Genomic DNA, 20,513 nt, shown 5'->3' on the forward strand with positions numbered 1-20,513 from the left:
CGGCTGCGTCATCGGAGCGCCCCCGCTCCGATGACGGGATCGGCCGGTGCCGCGATCCCGGCGAGCAACGTCGCGATGGCGTCGATCGACCGCTGGGGATCCGGTCCATGCGTGTGATATTCGATCATCAGCCGGCCGTCGAAGATCTTGCTCGTGTACATCTCGATGCCGCCGCCGACCTGGAAGTGCAGTTCCCCGTGAACCGCGGTCAGTCGCACACCCGGCGGGGTGCGCATCGGTGGCACCACACCGTTGTCGGTCATCATGACGACGTCGGGCAGGCCGGGCGGATTGCCTTCGTAGCTCGGCGTGAAATGCAGCAGGGACTGGGCGATGACACCCTCGGCGAGATCGGCGCGATACGCCTCGGCGATCCGGGTGGCGAGATCGAGAACATCGGTGCCGTGATCGATGTCGGCAAGGAAGGTGCCCACCCCGACGGGGTTGGTTGCGGCCGTCGCGGTCACCGGCGGGCTGAGCACGTAGCGCAGATCGACCGGATAGATGTAGGGCACCGGGATGCGCCTGCGGCCGCGCACCTGCCATTCGGCGATCAGGATCACCGCCGCCAGTACGCCATTGAGCCCCACGCCGTTGCTGCGCGCGTAGTCGACGATCGCGCGGGTCTGGCGTTCGTCGAGCCCACACCACGCCATCGGTACCTGCTGGGGAGCCGAGGGCCGCGCGGTCGACGTGGTACGCCGCGACGGCGGCAACTCGTAGGCGAACAACGCGGGCATGAAGCGCTCCAGACCGGACCGGTGGAGCTTGGTGATGCCGCGGTGGGCCAGCACGGTTTCCAGCGAGTCCGGCGCCGGCTCCACGGGGCCCGGCCGCAGGTCTCCCGTGGTGACCAGATCGGTGTAGTAGGAGAACAATTCCTCGATCAGGGCGAACTGGTGATGTCCGTCGGCGAGGCTGTGGTGGACGTACAGGGTCGGCTGGGCTCCGCCGTCGAGCACCACCACGCGCAGGTGCACCAGGGTTTCGGTCTGGTCGAAATGCGGAGGGACGACCTCGGCGCTGCCGTCACGGTTGTCCACCACCATGATTCCCGGGTGCATCAGATCGTCGACGACGATCTGCCAGCGCTGATCGGCGTCGCGTTCGAGATGGCCGCCCAGGACGGGATGCACTTCGAGCAGCGTGTCGAAGGCCTCGGCGAGCGCGTCGGTGTCGACGGGGCCGTCGAGGTGGGCTCCGAGTCCGACGAAATTGTGTGTCTCGGCGAACATCTCCTCGCTCTTGGCGAGATGGCGGATGACTGCTGAGGCGCTCACGGGTCCTCCTGGTGATCGCTGACGGTCGGTGCGGGCTTCTCCGGATCAGCTGTGCATACTGGCCTTTCGGTAGCCGAGGGCCAGAGGGATCGCGCAGACCACGATGATGCTCACCGACCACGCGAGCAGACCCGTCAACGGAGTGGCGACCGGCCCGCCCACCGACAGGCCCTTCATGGTGTCGACGGTGTAGCTGAGTGGTTGATGCGACACCGCGGGCTGGATCCACTCGGGATACTGATGCAGCGGCACGAATCCGGTGCTGAAGAACATGAACACCCCGGACACGAGCGCCGTCGCCTCGACGACGATAGTCTTGGCCGAGTACAACGCGAGTGTGGCGACACCGACGGCGAACGCGAGCCCGAACAGACAGGGCACGAACACCCAGCCGATCGCGGCGGCCACACCCTCGTGGAATCGGAATCCCATGGCGTAGCCCGCGATCAGCAGCGCGAGGGTGGCCACGACGATGCGGATGGTCTCGGCAAGCAATCGCGAGATCACCCCCGCCGCGCGGTTGATGGGCAATACCCACAGCCGCGCCAGCAGCCCGCTGTCACGCTCGTGCATCAGCGACAATCCGCCGACCGTGGCACCCTGGGTCGCGGCGACCATCGCCACCAGGGGCACGCTGCCGTACAGCGCGTCGATACCGGTGACCCGGGTGATGCCGTTGCCGAGAACAATGTTCAGTGCGACCAGGAACGCCACCGGAACCAGGATGGTCTCCGAGGTACTCGCCGGATCGCGCAGCCAACGACGCATGGTGCGAGCGGTCAGTGTCACGGTGTGCGAGAGCAGAGCGCGCGGCGACCATTCCGCCGGCCTGCGCGGCGCAGCCGGAATCGGATGTGCTGGGGCGGAGGACATCTCGCCGGTGAGTGGGGTCATCAGCTCATCCCTTCCGCCCCGCCAGCACCGCGTAGACGGGCATCAGGACCACCAACAGCGCAACGATCCAGGCCAACGATGGCCCGATGGTCTGCCAGGTGATGGCGCCGGCCGCGCCGGGCACCCGGTCACCGGCCAATGCCCGCAACGCGTAGACGAACTGTGAGATCGGTTGATTGCGCACGAAGCCCTGGATCCAGTGCGGAAACGCCGACGCCGGCTGGACCCCGACCGAGAGTAGTCCGAAGATCAACTGCGGCAGCATCATCAGATGGGTGGTGGCGTCGGGATTGCGTGACGCCGTGCCCACCACCTCCCCCAGGAACGACAGGGTGAGTCCGATCGCGAGGACAAGTCCGCAGAACGCGACGGTGTAGAGGAGCCCGGCATAGAACCGGAATCCGATGACGTGTCCGCAGATCAGCGAGATCACCAGCGCGACCGTGCAGCGATACATGCTGGCGGTCATGCGGGACGCCAGCGGGGTGACACGGGAGATCGGCAGTGCCCGGAAGCGCCGGTTGATCCCCTCGACGGCATCCGAGGCCGAACGGAAGGCGCCGGAGATCGCCGCGAAACTGATGGCCTGCAGTGCGATCAGCGGCATCAGGTACTGTGCGTAGCTGCTCATCTCGGCGGCGTAGAGCCCCATGAAGTTCTTCAGTGGGATGTAGAAGCCCGCGGTGAACATGATCGACGCCGCGACCTGGGTGAGGAGTTCGCCGTTGCGCAGCGTCGGCACGATGCTCCGGGTTGTCAGCACCCACCACTGCTGCACTCCGGAGGGATTGGTCTCCCGCGTGGCGCCGGTGACCCGCTCGGGTGACCACGACGTCGGGGTCACGACGCCACCTCGGCCCGGTCTGGCCGGGCGGTCTCGGCGGTGAGCGCGAAGAACACCTCGTCGAGCGACGGGCGTCGCAAGGCGACGTCGGCGAGTTCGATTCCGGTGCGGTGCAACCGACCGAACACCTCGACCATCGTGTCGGCGCCGTGCGGTGCGGGCATGGAGACGCGGTCGGGATGGGCGGTCACCGTTGCGCGCCGGGACCGCGGCATCATCGGGGTCAGCGCCGCGACGATCGCCGGGATCGCGGAGGTGTGGCGGGGCACGATCTCGCAGTAGGTCGCCCCGGTGCGTTCCTTGAGCTGATCGGCTGTGCCCTCGGCGATCACCGTGCCCCGGTTGATGACGACGATCCGGTCGGCGAGGGTGTCGGCCTCCTCGAGGTACTGCGTGGTGAGGACGGTGGCGATGCCGTCGGACTTGAACCGTTCGACGAGATCCCACACCGCCTGCCTGCTGCGCGGATCGAGCCCGGTGGTCGGCTCGTCGAGGAACACGACCTCCGGTCGGACGACGAGACCGCACGCGATGTCGATACGTCGCCGCATGCCCCCCGAGTAGGTTCCCAACGGCCGATTCGACGCGTACTGCAGGTCGAACTGTTCGAGCAGCTCGTCGGCCCGGCGTCGCGCCGCCGACTTGCGCCATCCCTGCAGCCGGCCGAACATCACGAGGTTCTCCCGGCCGGTGAGCATGTCGTCGAGGGCCACCTGCTGCCCGGTCAACATGATCGAACGCCGCACCGCGGCCGGGTCCCGTGCGACGTCGTGGCCGGCGACCAGCGCGGTTCCGGAATCGGGAGAACTCAAGGTGCACAGGATGTCCACCGTGGTGGTCTTTCCCGCCCCGTTGGGGCCGAGGAGGCCGAGGACCTCGCCGCGTCCCACGGTGAAACTGATACCGCGCAGCGCCTGGAAGTCCCCGAAGTTCTTGCGCAGATCCCGTACGACGACCGCGGCGTGCGATTCGTCGGGGCGTCGATGCCGACCACCACCGCGGTCGGTGTCGTGGGTGTGGCCGTGAGTGTCAGTGAAGGGCACCGGATTCCCCCAGATCGACGTCGGCGGTCAGGTCGATCAGTTCCAGCTCGCCGTCGGCGGAATCCGCCTCGTCCTCGACGATGGCCTCGCGCGCCAGGTCGGCGAGGGACGCAATACTGGCGTCGGCGAGCCGGGACACGACGTCGGCACCGATGCGGGCCGGGTCGTACCACCAGTCGACGTGCAGGATTCCCCCGCTGCGCTGGGCACGGATCTCGAGTGCGTGCCCGAACCCGGGTGCCGATGCCCGAAGTGCCTCCGCCATCGTCGGATCGATCGAGACGGGTTGGTCGTCGGCGGTCGGGAGATCGGGAATCGGGCTGCCGACGACCAGCGCGATATCCGGTGCCGGAGTTGCCTCGAGAGCACGCGCGGTCGGGGCGTGCAGGTGACGCAGGACGCCGTGGCCGACACCGTGATGCGGTACCGCGGCGAGTACCCGGTGGACGGCCTCGATCTGCGCGGCAGTCGGTTCCCCGCTGAGCGCAGTGCAGCCGAGCGCCACGGGGTACAGGGCGGTGAAGGATCCCAGGGTCCGACGCGGGTCGAGGTCGGGCCGTAGGACCCGTCGACCGCGCCCGGCGAGGTCGACGTCGATGATGCCGTCGCCGAAGGTCTGCGCCAGCGCGCGACCCAGTGCGGTGAGCAGGAAGCGATCCACCGGGAAGGTGAGTCTGCGACGCGCGTCGTCGAGTTCGATCGTCTGGGTGGTCGTCAATGCGGTCGAGATGCGCTGCAGCGCAGTGGAGGTCGTCCGCATCGCATCACCGGTGATCGGTCTGCGCGTGGCCCGTCCGGGCCCGGTCAGCCAATACCTGCGTGAGTCGAGGACCGCCGGATGGGCGGCCAGCTCGGAGGACAGCTGTGCCCACTGGCGCCACGCAACGGGCACGGGCGCAAGCGAGATGTCCTCGCCGGCGAGCACCTGACCGAAGGCGGTGAACAGATCGGTCACCAGGATGTCGCGGGCTTCCTCGTCGGCCACCAGCCCGTGCACGCTCATCGCGAGATACGACTGTCCGTCACCGGCCTGTACATGGGCGGCGAGGTACGGGGTGAGCCCTCCGTCGCCGGTGAGGGTGCGGAGGAACTCGGGGATCTCCTGCGCCCCGGACACCGCCGCGACCGCGAGGTCGGCGGCCTCGACGGGCGCCGCGACACGGACCTCGCGGATGCCGTCCTCCTCGACGATCCGTATCCGCAGTGCATCGTGGCGATTGACCACCGCGGTGAGGACGTCGCGAATGCGGTCGGTGCCGACGTCGTCGCGGACACGCAGGATCAGCGGTACGCGCCACCGGTTGCTGTCGGTGACACCGGAGTCCAGGAACCGGATCATGGTGGGCGTCAGGGGAAGATGGTCCGGATCGGCCGTGACCGTGCGACCAAGTCCGCCTGCGGCGTAGCGCTGGGTCAGTGTCGCGGCGAGGGTGGCGACGGTCTGGTTCTCGTAGAGATCCTGCGGGGTGATCTCCAACCCCTCGTTCGCCGCGCTCATCGCGATGCTGATCGCGATGAGCGAATCCCCACCGATCTCGAAGAAGTTGGCGGTGCGCTCGACCGACTCCACTCCGAGACATTGCGCCCAGATCCGGCCCAGCGTGGTCTCCATCGGCGTGCGGCCGTCCGCGACCGAGGGCTGCATCTGCGGCGGTGCGGTACCCCCGGCGGCGTCGCCCGCGGTGTCGGGATCATCCGTGCGCAGCATCCGTGCCGAGCGATCGTGGTCGACCCAATGGCGCTGACGGGCAAAGGGATATCCGGGAAGTGTGACGATCGGTCGATCGCGGTCGTCGTCGAGGTCGACCGGAACTCCCGCCGACCACAGTTGACCGAGACCGAGCAGGAAGGTGGTGCGGTCGTCGCGATTCTGGGCAGGGTGACGCATGAGACGTATGGCTCGGTGCCCGTCGCCCCATCGGGGGTGGCGGGCGGCGGCACCGGACAGCGTCCCGCCGGGCCCGACCTCGACCAGGACGCGGGCGGGGTTCTCGAGCAACGCCCCCACCTCGTCGGCGAAACGCACCGTTGCCCGGATCTGCCGTGCCCAGGTGGCCGGGTTGGTGGCCTCGGCCGCCGACATCACGGTGCCGGTGACGTTCGACAACAGCGGGATCTGCGGTTCACGCAATGTCATTCGCGACAAGAAGGCCGTGTACTCGGCCACCACGCCGTCCATCAGCCGCGAGTGGAACGCATGGGAGGTGCGGACCCGCCGTGCGGTGATCCCCGCCTGCGCCAGCCGTGCCGTGAACGCGGCGATCGCGGTATCGGTGCCGGCGACAACGCATCCACCCGGATCATTGATCGTGGCGATGTCGACCTCACCGGCCAGATACGGTGTGACCACCGCGGGTACGGCCGGCACGGCGACCATCACGCCACGTGGCGCCGCATTCATCAGCCGGGCGCGCATCGCGACCGCCGATGCCGCGGTCGGCAGATCGAACACCCCGGCAAGAGTGCCTGCGACGTATTCGCCGATGCTGTGCCCGGCCAGCACCGCGGGATGCACCCCGCGTGATTGTGCGAGACGCGCGAGTGCGTATTCGACGGCGAACAACGCGGGTTGCGTTCGGTCGGTGCGTTCGAGTGACCGTGCACTGCCCTCGAAGATCTCCGCGCGCAGGTCGATTCCGAGCTCGGCGTCGAACGCCGCGACGCACTGCGCGAAGTGTTCGGCGAAGACCGGCTCGGAGTCCAGCAGACCTCGCGCCATGCCGACGTGTTGCGCGCCTTGGCCGGGAAAGAGGAACGCGACGCGATCGGTCGCCGTGTCGGCGCCTACGACCTCGTCGGTGATCATCACGTTGTCGTGCTCGTCGGTGCGCAGTACCTCGACGGCGTGGGCGGCGTCGTCGACGACGGCGACGAGGCGATGTCGGTACCGGTGCCGCCGGTTCAGGGTATGCGCGAGTACGCCTACGTCGAGGTCGGGGCGCGCTTGCAGGTCGTCGGCGAGTGCGGTCCGTGCCTGCGTGAGCGAATCGGGTTGCTGCGCCGACAGTGTCACGATCACCGGGCCGCGCGTCGCCGGAGGCAGTGGGGCCGGTGGTGCTTCCTCGAGTACCACGTGGACGTTGGTTCCGCCGACACCGAACGAACTCACCCCGGCGCGGCGCGGACCGTCGCTCTCCCAGACGGTGGTCTGCGCCCGGACCTCGAATGGTGTGCGCTCGAGATGCAGTTCGGGGTTGGGCTGGGTGTAGTGCAAGGTGCCCGGCAGCGACCGATTCTGTAGGCACAGCACGGTTTTGATGAGACCCGCGATACCCGAGGCCGTCTCGAGATGACCGATGTTGGCCTTGACCGATCCCAGGACGCACGGACCGCGGCGTTCCTGCTCGGCGAGTTCGAAGGCTTGCCGCAGCCCCTCCACCTCGATCGGATCACCCAATGGTGTGGCCGTGCCGTGTGTTTCGACGTAGCTGATGGTGGCGGCGTCGACCTCGGCGACGGCGTGCGCCTCGGCGATGACCTCCGCCTGTCCGGCCGCGGTGGGCGCCGCATAGTTCATCTTGGTCGCGCCGTCGTTGTTGATCGCCGACCCGCGGATCACCGCATGGATGCGATCACCCTGTGCCAGTGCGTCGTCGAGATGTTTGAGGACCACGATTCCCACGCCGGAACCGAACAGGGTGCCGTCGGCCCGCGAGTCGAAGGGCCGGCAGTAACCACTCGGCGAGGCCATCGACCCGGGCTCGTACCAATAGCCCACCCGGTTGGGCACCCGGATCGAGGATCCGCCGGCCAACGCCATCTCGCATTCGCCGTTGAGGATGCTGGCGGCGGCCAGATGCACCGCGAGCAGCGACGACGAGCAGGCCGTCTGGACGGCCAGCGCGGGACCGCGCAGGTTGAACTGGTGGGCGACGCGGGTGGCCAGGTGGTCCTTGTCGTTCTCCAGCGAGAGGTTGATCATCTCGAAGCTCGCGCCCTCGCCGATGATGCGGTGGGGATCGAGGTGGGACATCAGGTTGTGCAGCAGATATCCACTGGCCGAACTCGTTCCGAAGACGCCGACGGTTGCCTCGATGTCGTGCGGATCGAGTCCGGCGTCCTCGAGAGCGTGATACGCGGTCTGTAGGAACAGTCGGTGTTGTGGGTCCATCATCCGGGCGGCGCGAGGGGTGAACCCGAAGAATTCCGCATCGAATTCCTCGATGTCCGTCAGCAGCGGTGCGCGCCGCACGTAGGCCGGATTGTCGAGGGTCTTGTCGCTCACCCCGTGCGCGGTGAGGTCCTCGGCGGTGAGGGTCTCGATCCCTTCTCGCCCGGCCTCCAGGTTGCGCCAGTACTCGGTGAGAGACGCCGATCCCGGGAAGCGGCCGGCCATGCCGACTATCGCAATCGCGTTGGCCCCGTATGCTTCTGACGTTCCCGCTTGTGTCATGCCCGCTTCTGTCATGCCCGCTGTCCTGTTCTGCGCCGGCCGGCCCGTTGGCGTGCGGCGGCGCGCAGTTGTGCTCGTTCCCGGAGGCCGCCCGAGGCGTCGGTGTCGTCGGCGACGGCGAGATCGAGCTGACGGATGAGATCGGCGGCGAGCGCACGCAGACTTGCACCCTGAAGGAGCAGTGCCACCGGTGGTTCGGCTCCGAAGTCGCCGCGCACCGCGTTGCGGATGCGTACGGCCATCAGCGAATCCATGCCCAGGTCGGTCAACGGCTTGTCGACGTCGACGGCCCGACTGTCGGCGAAGCCCATGATGGCCGCGATCCGGGTGCGCAGACGGTCGGTGACGGCGTCGTGTACCGCGGTCGCATCGAGGGTGCGCAACGCCTCCACCCCGCCCCAGGTGTCGTCGGTGAGGTCGTGGAGCTCGGCGACGAGTGGTGCGAAGTAGCCCAGTTGATCGAGTTCGGGGAATGCGACGGCCGCGCGGTCGAGCCGGAGGCGGATGACGCCGGCCCGGGTGGCGTCGGCGGCCACCAGCGCGTCGAACGCCTCGATGCCTTCCGCCGGGCTGATCGGGTCGAGTGCGTCCATCGTCAGGGCGGCTGCCACACCCACCTGGGCCCACTGGCCCCAGTTGATCGCGGTGGCCGGCAATCCCTGGTGGCGGCGCCAGAGCGCGAAGGCGTCGGCCCACGCGTTGGCGGCCGCGTATGCGCCCTGCCCGGGCGAGCCGAGCAATGACGCCGCCGAGGAGAACACCACCCACCAGTCCAGGCGCAGATGTGTTGTCGCTTCGTGCAGGGCGATTGCACCGGCGACCTTGGGCGCCCACACCCGGCTCAGGCTGTCCGGTTCGAGTGCGCTCAGCAGTGCGTCGTCGATGACGGCGGCCGCATGCAGCACGCCGCGAACCTCTCGGCCCGTCTCCCGCGCGGCGTCGACCAGTGCGGCGGCGACGCCGGGTTCGGCGATGTCACCGGCGATGTAGGCCACCTCGCCTCCGTTCGAGAGGTCGTTGATGAGCGTCTGCTGGTCGGGTGTGATCGCTCGGCGACCGTTGAGGACCACTCGTCCGGCGCCTGCGTCGAGGAGGTGACGTGCCATCAGGGTGCCGAGGCCACCGAGGCCACCGGTGACGATGTAGGCCGCGCCTGCCGTGACCGGGGTGACCGACGGGGCGCCGAGCGGAGCACGGCGCAGACGGCGGACGTGACGCGCACCGGCGCGCCAGGCGACGATGTCGTCACGGGAATCGGCGGCCAATTCGGCGACCAGCGGGGCATCATCGTCACCGTCGAGGTCGACCAGGGTGACGTGCAGCGCGGGATGTTCGTAGGCCATCACGCGCACGAGCCCTTCCAGCGCCCCTACGGTCGGATTGCCCGACTCGTCTGCGCCGACGCCGATTCCGTTGCGCGTGACCAGCCAGACGCGAGGCGCGCGACCCGGCCGGGCGGCGACCGCCCGTACCGCGGAGGTGACCGACCAGACGAGTGCGCGGGCCTGCTCGGACGCCGCACCGCGGGGGTCGAAGGTCTCGGCGTCGAGCAGCACGACCACACCGGCGGCCGGTGCCGCCGAATCCGCGTCGAGATCGGCGATGGCGGCTTCGGTGAGGACGGACCCGGTTCCGGTCATCCCCGATCCGGACGTCCCCGCCGGCAGCGTTTGGCGGATCACCCGCCGCGACGGCGAGCGACCCAGCAGATCGGCAAGCTCGTCGGCCGAGGAACCATCGGCGGTCGAGTGCCCGGCGAGGATCAGCCAGCTGCCGTCGGCGAGTTGTCCCGATGCGTCGCCCGGGAGATCGGCGGGGACCCATTCGGTGTCGAACAGCTTCTGCTCGAGGGGCAGCGGCACCGAGTGGCGTTCGACCTTGCGTAGGTAGACACCGGATGCGACGGCGACGGTTGCCCCGGACTCGTCGGTCAGGATGAACGAAGCGAGCTTGTCCGCGGTGCCGGGGATCTCGGTCACCTGCGCCGAACACGTTGCGCGACGCCCGATCACGCCGGTGACGCGTAGCGACTCGATGGCCACCGGGAGGAAGGTCGCGGCGTCGGCGCCACCGGCTGCGATCCCCGAGGTCGACTCCTCGGGCATGGCGGCCGCCACGCTCTGCAGGGCGGCGTCGAGCAGCACCGGATGCAGCCGGAACCCGCGGTCGACGCCGGCCGCGGCGGGCAATTCGATCCGCGATTCCGATGCCCCGGTTCGTGGGCCGGCATCATCGGTCGACCCCACCCGCACGATGTGGGTGAGCGCGGCGAACGCCTCACCGTGGGCGGCGCCGGTGCTCCGCAACGCGCGGTAGAAGTCCGAGGGCGCCACGGTCGTCCCACCGATCAACGCGACCGGGGCGGGGATGTCCGGCGATGTCGACGTGACCACCCGCCCGGTGGCGTGCCTGCGCCACGCACCTTCGGTGGTGCGCGAATGGATCTCGACGCCCATCTCGCCGTCGGCCACGCGGCACAGGCGCGTGGTCACCGACACCGTGGTGTCCACGGCGAGCATCTCCTCGACCTCGAGGCGATGCACCTCGAGCCCGGTCGCCGGCATCCCCAGCGCCTCGGAGCCCGCGGCGAGCACCATCTCGGCGAATCCGGCGGCCGGGAGGACGGCACGGTCGTGCACCTGGTGATCGCCGAGCCACGCCAGATGGTCGGTGCCGATCTCGCCCTGCCAAATGTGCTCTCCCCCGGGAACTTCGACATGGGTGCCGAGTAGTGGGTGCTCACCGGAACGGGTGGATGTCGCCCGAACCGTCGGCCAGTACCGCGTGTGCTGCCAACTCGTCGGGGCGAGTGTCACCGGCGGCGGGGGCGTGACGGCGGATTCGGTGGCGGCGGGCTTCTCGGGGTCCGATTTCTCCGGGCCGGACCGCGGGGTGACGGATTCGACGACGGCGAGCGCGCCGTGGAAGGTCAGGGTCTCGTCCTCGCCGCGCACGAGGGTGCCCAGCACCTCCACGTCACCGTCCGGACGCGCGGCGGCCAGCGTGTCGCCGATCGAATGGGTGAGCAGCGGGTGCGGGCTGATCTCGATGAAGGTCGAGTGGTCGGCGGCGGCACGGGTGATCGCATCGCCGAAGCGCACGGGGTTGCGCAGGTTGCGGACCCAGTAGTCGGCGTCGGTCACCGGAGCGGTCTGCGATTCCTCGACGGTCGAGACCATCGGGATCGTCGGCCGCCGGGGGGCGAGGTCGGCCAGTGCCGCCCGCAGGTCGTCGAGGATGGGATCGACGGTCCGATGGTGCGAGGCGACGTCGACCTCGACGCGCCGGGCGAGCAGATTGCGGGCGGTGACCTCGGCGATCACCGCGTCGATCTGCTCGGGCGGACCTGCCACCACGCACTGCCGTGGGGAGGCGTACACGGCCGTCGAGAGCCCCGGGTGTGCGCGGACGAGTGCGTCTGCGGTCGCCGCGTCGGCTTCGAGGAGCGCCATGGCGCCGTGGCCCGAGAGTGCCTTCATCAACCGCGACCGCGTCGCGATCACCGACAACCCATCCGCCACCGACAACGCCCCCGACACCACCGCCGCAGCAACCTCACCCATCGAATGACCGATCACCGCATCCGGACACACCCCATAGGACCGCCACAACGACACCAACGCCAACTGCACACCCACCAACACCGGCTGAATCCGATCAATACCCACCACCGGCTCCCCCGACGCCAACACCTCCCGCAACGAAAAACCCACCACCGCAACAAACACCGGCTCCAACTCCACCACCGCAGCCGCAAACGCCGGCTCCGCCACCAACAACCGACGACCCATCCCCGCCCACTGCGACCCCTGCCCCGAAAACACGAACACCGTGCCGGGCCAAGGCCGGTACCGGCGCGGGGCGAGCACGCCGGGACGTGGGCTGCCCTCGGCGAGGGCGCGCAAACCGGCCAGTGCCTCGTCGGTGTCGCGGGCACACACGGTGCCGACGGGATCGGTGGTGGTGCGCAACCGATCCAGGGTTGCTGCGACGTCGGGCAGTGCGACCGACGGGCCGGTCTCGAGCCACTGCGCGAGTGCACGAGCACGGTCACGGACACGATCCTCCGATCGACCGGTCACCGACAGTCGCGATACCGTCGGCATCGCCGACGCCACGCTCGACGCGGCGGCGAGTGCGGGCCCCTGCTCGATGACGATGTGGGCGTTCGTACCGCCGAGACCGAAGGAGGAGATCCCGGCACGCCGGGGTGTGTCGCTCTGTGGCCATTGCATCGTCTCCGTCGGCACGACGATGCGCGTCGACCGGGCATCGATGGCCGGATTCCATTGGGTGAAGTGCAGATTCGGCGGGATCTGCCCGTGCTCCACCGTCAGCACCGCCTTGATGAATCCGGCGATACCGGCGGCCGCCTCGAGGTGCCCGAAGTTGGTCTTGACCGCACCCAGTGCGCAGGATGACTCGCGGCCGTACACCGCGGACAAGGCGTCGAACTCGATGGGGTCGCCCAGAGATGTTCCGGTGCCGTGGGTTTCGACGAAGTTGACCGAGGACGCGGGCACGTCACCGGCAGCGAGCGCGCGGGTGATCACCTCGCGTTGGGCCGGCGCATTCGGTGCGGTGAGCCCGTTGGACCGTCCGTCGGAGTTGACCGCGGAACCGCGGATGACCGCGTGCACCCGGTCACCGTCGCGGACCGCGTCGGCAAGGCGTTTGAGGACCACTACGCCTGCACCTTCGCCGCGGACGAAACCGTCGGCCGCCACGTCGAAGGCATTACACCGTCCGCGAGGCGAGAGCATTCCCCATTTACCCAGTGCCAATTGCGTTTCCGGCCGAAGGATCACACTCACACCGCCGGCCAACCCCAGATCGGACTCCCGGGAACGCAGGCTCTGACACGCCAGATGGAGAGCGACCAGCGACGATGAGCACGCCGTGTCGACGGCGACGGCCGGGCCCCGCAGACCGAGCAGGTAGGCGATGCGCCCCACGGTGATGCTGTGCGCGTTACCGGTTGCCGAGTACGCGTCGATCGACTCCGGATGCGAGGCCGAGGTGCTCTGGTACTCGTTGTAATAGACACCGAGGGTGACCGCCGCACGCACCCCGGTCAGGGCGTCGGAACGGTATCCGGCATCCTCGAGCGCCTCGACCGCCACCTCGAGCGCGATGCGCTGCTGGGGATCCATCGCCTCCGCCTCGCGCGGGGTGATCCCGAAGTAGTCGGCGTCGAAACCCGCGATGTCGTCCAGGAATCCGCCCCACTTCGACGGCATCCGCCCGGGCACCATCGGATCCGGGTCGTAGTACTCCTCGGCATCCCATCGCTGCGGCGGAACCTCCACCACCCCGTCACGGCCCTGGGTCAACAGCTCCCAGAACGATTCCGGCCCACGGACGCCGCCCGGGAAGCGGCAACCGATGCCGACGACGGCGATGGGTTCGGCACCGGTGATGCGTGCGGCCTTGTCGAACTGCTCGACCAAGGCGCTGCGTTGTGCCGGCGTCATCGCCGACACTCGATCGAAGGTGGTCTTCATCGTTGCCCACTCTCGGGGACGGCCGACACGGGCTGTGTGTCGGACAGGGACTCGGATCCGGCCAACGGATCCGAGAGGGATTCGACGCTGTCGAAGAGACTGTCGAGCACGCTGACCTCGGCCTGCTGCTCGCCGGCCGCCTCCGCCGCTGCGGCCTGCGTCGCCTCACGGCGGGGGGCGAGAAGACCGGTGAGCATCTCGCTCAGGGCGTCGATGGTGGGATGGTTCCAGAGCATGGTCGCCGACAGGTCGAGGCCGACCAGGTGACGGGCATCGCGCAACACCGTCATCGCCATCATCGAGTCGAGACCGAGCTCCGGGAACGGCTGATCCGAGCGCACGGCGTCGGTCGGCATACCCAGTTCCCGTGCCAGGATCACCCGCATCCGGCTCACCAGTTCGGAGCGGGTTTCTTGCTCGGACAACAGCTCCCAGTCAGGCGCGTCGACGGCCGCGTCGGGCGCTCCGCCGATCGCTGGGCCCGCCGCCGGCGCGGCGGGAACGAAACACAGGCCCCGGAGGTCGACGGTGAACGGTGCGCCCGCCCCGGCGGTCACGTCCGCGGCGAAGCCACCGCGGCGTGCCTCGCGATACCGCACCTCGACGGTCGCCTCGCCGTCCGCCGTGGTGGGTGACACGGTCATCGTCTCCACCGCTGCCGGGAACATCAGGCCGTCGTGCGACGCGTCGATCAACCGTGCGAGGTGTACCGTGGCGTCGAGAAGCGCCGCGGTCCCCGCCGCGGACACGCCGGCCTCCAGAGTGCCGGGCGCGGAACGGTTCTCGAGGGCCGTCCACGCGTAGGGGCGGCCGGACAGACCCCAGTGCTGCTCGAGCTCCGCCGCCTGCTCGGACGAGAAGCCGGTCGCCGTACGGGCGGCTTCGATGGGTGGTGCCTCGGAGTCGAGCAGACCTGCGCTGAGATGCTCGACCCACTCGTGCGGGCCTGCGCCCACCGAGGTGGCCGAGGCGATCGTGATTGCACCGGTCTCGTCGAGCCGCACCCGCACGACGCGGGGACGATCGAGGATCAACGGCTGGGTGAATGCGATGTGCTTGGCACCGGCCGCGCCGGCCTGCGCCACCACGGTCGCCACGGTGTGCAGCAGCACCGAGGCCGGGACGACCTCCACCCCGTGCACCAGATGCGAACCGGGATAGGGCAGTTCGTCGTCGGCGATACGGGCGAACCAGGTGTGTGACGGGACCTCGGCGGCACCGGCGCCCGAATCTCCCGCGCTCGTCTCGACCGTGCCTGTCTCGATCGAGTCGACCTCACCCAGAACGGTGTCGGGCCGGGCCGGAGGCAGACCCGACAGGTCGTGGTCGGCCTCGCCGAGCAGGTCGTCGACGATGTGGAACGAGGTGCGCATCCGGTAGGCCTCGGCCAGCCGCGCCCACTGTGCGCCGACCACGATCGGCCGGATCGGCGCGTCCGCCCCGAGCAGGGTGGGCAGGGTCGCGATCGCGGTCTCGTTGCGCATCGGGGTGAGTCCGGCGGAAGCGGTCTCGGGCTGGGCATCGGCCCAGGATTTCCACAATCCCCAGTCGATGACGGTGGCCGGCAGCCCGACGGCGCGGCGGGCGAACGCGAAGGCGTCGGCGAAGGAGTTGGCGGCGGTGTAGTGCCCGAGCCAGCGCGAGCCGAACAATCCGGTGATCGAGGAAAACAACACGAAGCGGCGGACCGGGGTGGTCACCGTCAGTTCGTGCAGTACCGAGATCGCGTCGACCTTCGGGCGGAACATCGCGTCGACCTCGGCATCGTCGAGCTCGATCAGTGAACCGGCGCCACCGGCCAGCGCGGCGACATAAACTCCGTCCAAGGGTGGGAGATCGTTTCCGAAGCGCGCGAACAGCTCTCGCATCGCCTCTGGGTGGGCGGCGTCGGCGGAAAAGTTCACCAGCGTGGTCGAGTTCGCAGCGAGCTCTGCGGTCACCTCGGCCGACAGGTCGGCGCCGCTGCGGGAGAGGGCGACGATGGTGTCGGCGCCCATCCGCGACAACTCGACGATGAGGTCGGGCCCCACGTTTCCGGTCGCTCCGACGACGAGCGCAGTGGTGTAGCCGGGTAATCCGGTCAGTGGGGTCGGCGGCACCGCGGCCCGCAGTCGTGGCAGTAGTCGTCGGCCCGCCCGCAGCACGACCTGATCCTCGCCGTCGGAGCTGTCGAGTTCGGCACGCACATGACGCGCCGCCAATGCGGCGGGCAGCGCGGCGTCGACGTCGAGGATCCGTCCGAAGATCTCGGGGTTCTCCAGGGCGAGTGTCCGGGCGAATCCCCAGAGCACCGCCTGCGCCGGATCGGCGGGTTCGCCGTCGGCGACGGGTTGCGCGTTGCGGGTGAGGATCGTCAGATGTGCGCGCCCGGGCGTCGAAGCGAGCGCCGCTGCGACCCGTCGGACGTCACCGAACAGCTCGTGAGCGCGGAGCGCACCGAAGTCTGTCCGGGTGGCCGCCGGTGCGAACACCACGTGTGTCGCGCCGGTCAGCGCCGCGCCCCCGGCGGCGTCGGCGACGGATACCGCACGCGCCGCCGGGCCGAACGCCGCGGCCAGCGCATCCGGCTCCGCGGAGACGACAACCCAGCCGTCGCCGTCGTCTCCGGCGCCAGCGGCAGGTGATGCCACGTCGACGGGCAGGGCGCGCTCGATCCAGGCGAGCTCGTGGTACCACTCGTCGAGAGCGCCGCCGGTGCGCGGCGAACCGGTCGCGCTCGGCGGTGGTGGGCCGGCGTGGTGTGAGTCGGCGCGGTGTGGCTCGGCAGCGGGTACCTCCACCCAGTACCGGGAGTGCATCCAGGGGGATTTCGGGAGCCGCGTGAACGCTCCGGTATCGGGCACCGCGGGTGAGCGCAGCGTCTGTGTCGCAGCGAGATTCGTGAAGAAGGTCTCCACGTCGTCGGTGTCGCGAGCCAGGCTGCCGATGGTGTGGTGATGCCGATCGGCCAGCGTTGCATCGATTGCGTGGGCCAACAGCGGATGCGGGCTCATCTCGATGAACGTCGCGTGCGTGGCACCGGCCTGCGCGACACGCTCGGTGAACCGGACCGGGTTGCGCAGGTTGGCGCACCAGTAGTCGGCGTCGACGACCGGCGACGTCGCACCGTCCGGGTCGGCTGTCGACAACATCGGGATCGTCGGTTCGGTCGGCGTCAGGCCGGACAGTGCGGCCCGCAGTTCCGGCAGCACCGGGTCGATGATCGGATGGTGCGACGCCACGTCGACCTCGACGCGCCGAGCGAGCAGATCACGGGCGGCGACCTCGGCGATCGCCGCATCGATCTGCTCGGGCGGACCGGCCAGCACCGTCTGATCGGGTGCGGCGTGCACCGCGATGGTCAGATCCGGGTACCGACTGCAGATCTGGTCCGCGGCGTCGGCATCCAGTCCGACCAACGCCATGGCGCCCTGGCCCGAGAGTGCCTTCATCAACCGCGACCGCGTCGCGATCACCGACAACCCATCAGCCACCGACAACGCCCCCGACACCACCGCCGCCGCAACCTCACCCATCGAATGACCGATCACCGCATCCGGACACACCCCATAGGACCGCCACAACGACACCAACGCCAACTGCACACCCACCAACACCGGCTGAATCCGATCAATACCCACCACCGGCTCCCCCGACGCCAACACCTCCCGCAACGAAAAACCCACCACCGCAACAAACACCGGCTCCAACTCCACCACCGCAGCCGCAAACGCCGGCTCCGCCACCAACAACCGACGACCCATCCCCGCCCACTGCGACCCCTGCCCCGAAAACACGAACACCGTGCCCCCAGGGCAGGTTCCCTCATGTGCGGGAACGACTCCCGGCGCGCGGTAACCACCGGCGAGGGCGCGCAAACCGGTCTCGGCCCGTGTGTGATCGCGTGCGGTGACCGTCGCGACCACACCGAACCGTGAGCGGTGGTGGGCCAGGGTGTGGGCGATCGCCGACAAGTCCACCTGTGCGCCGTCGCCGCCGATCCAGTCCGCGAGGGTGTGAGCCTGTGCGGCAACGCGTTCGGGGGTCTTGCCCGAGATGATCAGCGTGTGGACCCCGGGTCCCGCAGTCGCCGGTACAGGGGTAACCGCGCCGGGGGTCACCGCGAAGGGGGTCGGTTCCGCCGCCACCTCGGGGGCTTGCTCGAGTACGACGTGCGCGTTGGTGCCGCTGACACCGAAGGACGACACCCCGGCGCGGCGTGGTCGCCCGGATTGCGGCCACTGCTGTGGTTCGGCGGCGATGACGAAACGCGAGGCGCCCTCGCACGCATGCGGATTCAGCGCCGAGAAGTGGAGCTGACGAGGGATGTGCGCATGCTCGATCGCGAGCACGGTCTTGATGAGACCGGCGATACCGGAGGCGGATTCGAGGTGCCCGAGGTTGGTCTTGACCGATCCCAGAACCAACGGTGCGCTGTCGCCGCGCTCGGCGAACACCCCGTGCAGGGCGTCGAGCTCGATCGGATCACCCAGCGGGGTTCCGGTGCCGTGGGCCTCGACGTAGTCGATCTCCGCCGGTGCCAGGTCGGAGGCGGCCAACACCGAGCGGATCAACGCCTGCTGGGCGGGACCGTTCGGAACGGTCTGGCCACTGCTCGCGCCGTCCTGATTGACCCCGGTACCGCGGATGACCGCGCGGATCCGGTCGCCGTCGCGCACCGCGTCGGAGAGGCGCTTGAGCACCACCACGCCGCAACCCTCGCTGCGCACATAGCCGTTGGCGTCGGCGTCGAAGGTCTTGCAGGTGCCGTCGGGGGCCAGCATGCCCCACCGGGAACAGGCGATGCTGTTCTCCGGGCTCAGGTTCAGATTCACCCCACCGGCCAGCGCACTGTCGATCTCACGGCGCCGCAGCCCCTGACAGGCGAGATGGATCGACACCAGCGACGAGGAGCATGCGGTGTCCGAGACGATCGCCGGGCCGTTGAGGCCGAGGAAATACGACAGGCGGCCCGCGGCGAAGTTGGCGGCGTTGCCGAACGGGATGTACGGGTCGAGTCCCGTCCGCGGGATCGCACCCGCGAACGTCAGGGTGTAGTCGTTGGTGGTCATCCCCACGTACACGCCGGTGGCCGTTCCGCGCAGCCGTTCACGCGTGAGGCCGGCGTCCTCGATGCACTCCCAGGCGACCTCCATCAGCAGCCGCTGCTGGGGGTCCATCCCGATCGCTTCGCGCGGGGTGAGTCCGAAGAACTCGGCATCGAACTCGTCGGGGTCCCAGTGGGTGAGGAAACCACCCACCCGGTTCACGATGGTGCCCGGGATCGTGTGGTCCTCGGCGTAGAACTCGTCGGCGTCCCAACGGTTCTCGGGCACCCGCACCACACCGCTGCGGCCCTCGGTCAGCAGATCCCAGTAGTCGCCCGGGTCATCGACGTCGCCGGGTAGCCGGCAACCCATGCCGATGATCGCGATCGGCTCGCGGTCGCCCTGCTCGGCGATGGCGAGCTTTCGGGACAGGTCGTCGATCTTGCGCAGTGCGTCGGTGATGATCGCCCGGCGATCCGAGGTTTCGGGAGGCACCAGGTCAGCCCAGCCTTTCGGAGAGTGCTTGCAGGAGTTCGTCTTCGGAGAGTTCGTCGAATCCGTCGTCGGGTTCGTTCGTGTCGAGGCCGGCCGTCTCCGGGAGGGTGGCCGCGAGATGGTCGGTCAGGGCGTCGACGGTGGGGTGATCGAAGACCACCGATGTCGGCAACAGTTCGCCGAGGGATTCCGAGAGCGCTCGCTGCAGGGTGACGCTCATCAGGGAATCCATCCCGCACTGGAAGAACCCGGCGCTGCGGTCGAGTTCGGCGGGTGAGGTCAATCCCATGACCTTGGCGACGAGATCGGCCACCCGGTCGGCGAGCAGGGACAGACGTACCGACGGGTCGGCGTCGCGTAGTTCCCGCCGGAATGCGGTGTCGCCCTCGGTGATGGCACCCCGGTCGGTGCCGCCGGCGGCGGGCATCACCTCGTCGACGATGTGCAGTGCGGTGCGGGTGCGGTAGGCGGCGCCCAGCAGCTCCCAGTCGGCGTCGACCACGATTGCCCGCGCCGGGGTTCGGGGTCCGGTGACCGATGTCAGGGCGTCGATGGCGATGCGATCGTCCATCGGTATCAATCCGGACTCCGCGGTGACCTGTCGTTCGGCCGAATCCTGGTGATCGGCCAGCGATTTCCACAGCCCCCAGTTGACGGTGGTTGCCGGCAGGCCCGCGGTCCGGCGGGCATGCACGAAGGCGTCGAGAAACGTGGTGGTGGCGGCGTAGTGGGCGAGCCACCGTGACCCGAGCAGGCCGGAGATCGACGAGAACACCACGAATCGGGACACCGGGAAGGCCAGCGTCATCCGGTGCAGGACGGCCAGGGCGTCGAGTTTCGGACCGAACATGGATGCCACATCCGCGTCGGTCATGTCGGTGAGGGTCACCGGACCACCACCGAAGGCGGCGAGGTGAACTCCGTCCAGCGCAGGAAGATCGGTGCCGAAGCGGGCGAACAACGCAGCCATGGCGGTCTCGTCGGTCGCGTCGGCGGCGACCACCACCACTCGGCACCCGCGGTCACCGAGTTC

8 protein-coding genes are annotated in these 20,513 nt (G+C 69.1%); all 8 read right to left on the reverse strand.

The features are described 5' to 3' along the window. Positions 1 to 8: 8 nt before the first annotated feature. Positions 9 to 1,280 (reverse strand): phthiocerol/phthiodiolone dimycocerosyl transferase family protein, encoded by a 1,272-nt coding sequence (locus tag GOPIP_RS25805; RefSeq protein ID WP_006372816.1) that lies wholly within the window; start codon positions 1,278 to 1,280, stop codon positions 9 to 11. A gap of 45 nt (positions 1,281 to 1,325) precedes the next feature. Beyond that, entirely contained in the window at positions 1,326 to 2,174 is an 849-nt protein-coding gene (locus tag GOPIP_RS25810; protein ID WP_006372817.1) for an ABC transporter permease, read from the reverse strand. Between the two features lie 4 nt (positions 2,175 to 2,178). Further along, positions 2,179 to 3,018 (reverse strand): ABC transporter permease, encoded by an 840-nt coding sequence (locus GOPIP_RS25815; RefSeq protein WP_006372818.1) that lies wholly within the window; start codon positions 3,016 to 3,018, stop codon positions 2,179 to 2,181. Further along, positions 3,015 to 4,061: an ATP-binding cassette domain-containing protein gene (locus GOPIP_RS25820; protein ID WP_006372819.1), complete on the reverse strand. Its 1,047-nt coding sequence runs from the start codon at positions 4,059 to 4,061 to the stop codon at positions 3,015 to 3,017. The genes GOPIP_RS25815 and GOPIP_RS25820 overlap by 4 nt, the downstream gene beginning before the upstream one ends. After that, positions 4,048 to 8,469, reverse strand: a complete 4,422-nt coding sequence (locus GOPIP_RS25825; RefSeq protein WP_006372820.1) for a type I polyketide synthase — start codon at positions 8,467 to 8,469, stop codon at positions 4,048 to 4,050. Before GOPIP_RS25825 ends, GOPIP_RS25820 begins: the two co-directional genes overlap by 14 nt. Continuing rightward, complete coding sequence (locus GOPIP_RS25830) at positions 8,466 to 13,958, reverse strand: type I polyketide synthase (protein WP_006372821.1); 5,493 nt, start codon at positions 13,956 to 13,958, stop codon at positions 8,466 to 8,468. The genes GOPIP_RS25825 and GOPIP_RS25830 overlap by 4 nt, the downstream gene beginning before the upstream one ends. Next, the gene (locus tag GOPIP_RS25835) at positions 13,955 to 19,480 is read right to left on the reverse strand and encodes an SDR family NAD(P)-dependent oxidoreductase (RefSeq protein WP_006372822.1); all 5,526 of its coding nucleotides are present in this window, start codon (positions 19,478 to 19,480) and stop codon (positions 13,955 to 13,957) included. Before GOPIP_RS25835 ends, GOPIP_RS25830 begins: the two co-directional genes overlap by 4 nt. A 4-nt stretch (positions 19,481 to 19,484) precedes the next feature. Beyond that, positions 19,485 to 20,513 (reverse strand): beta-ketoacyl reductase (locus GOPIP_RS25840; RefSeq protein ID WP_006372823.1); only part of this gene is annotated, 1,029 nt, incomplete at its 5' end.

It is taken from the genome of Gordonia polyisoprenivorans NBRC 16320 = JCM 10675, from assembly GCF_000241325.1.
Lineage (GTDB): Bacteria > Actinomycetota > Actinomycetes > Mycobacteriales > Mycobacteriaceae > Gordonia > Gordonia polyisoprenivorans.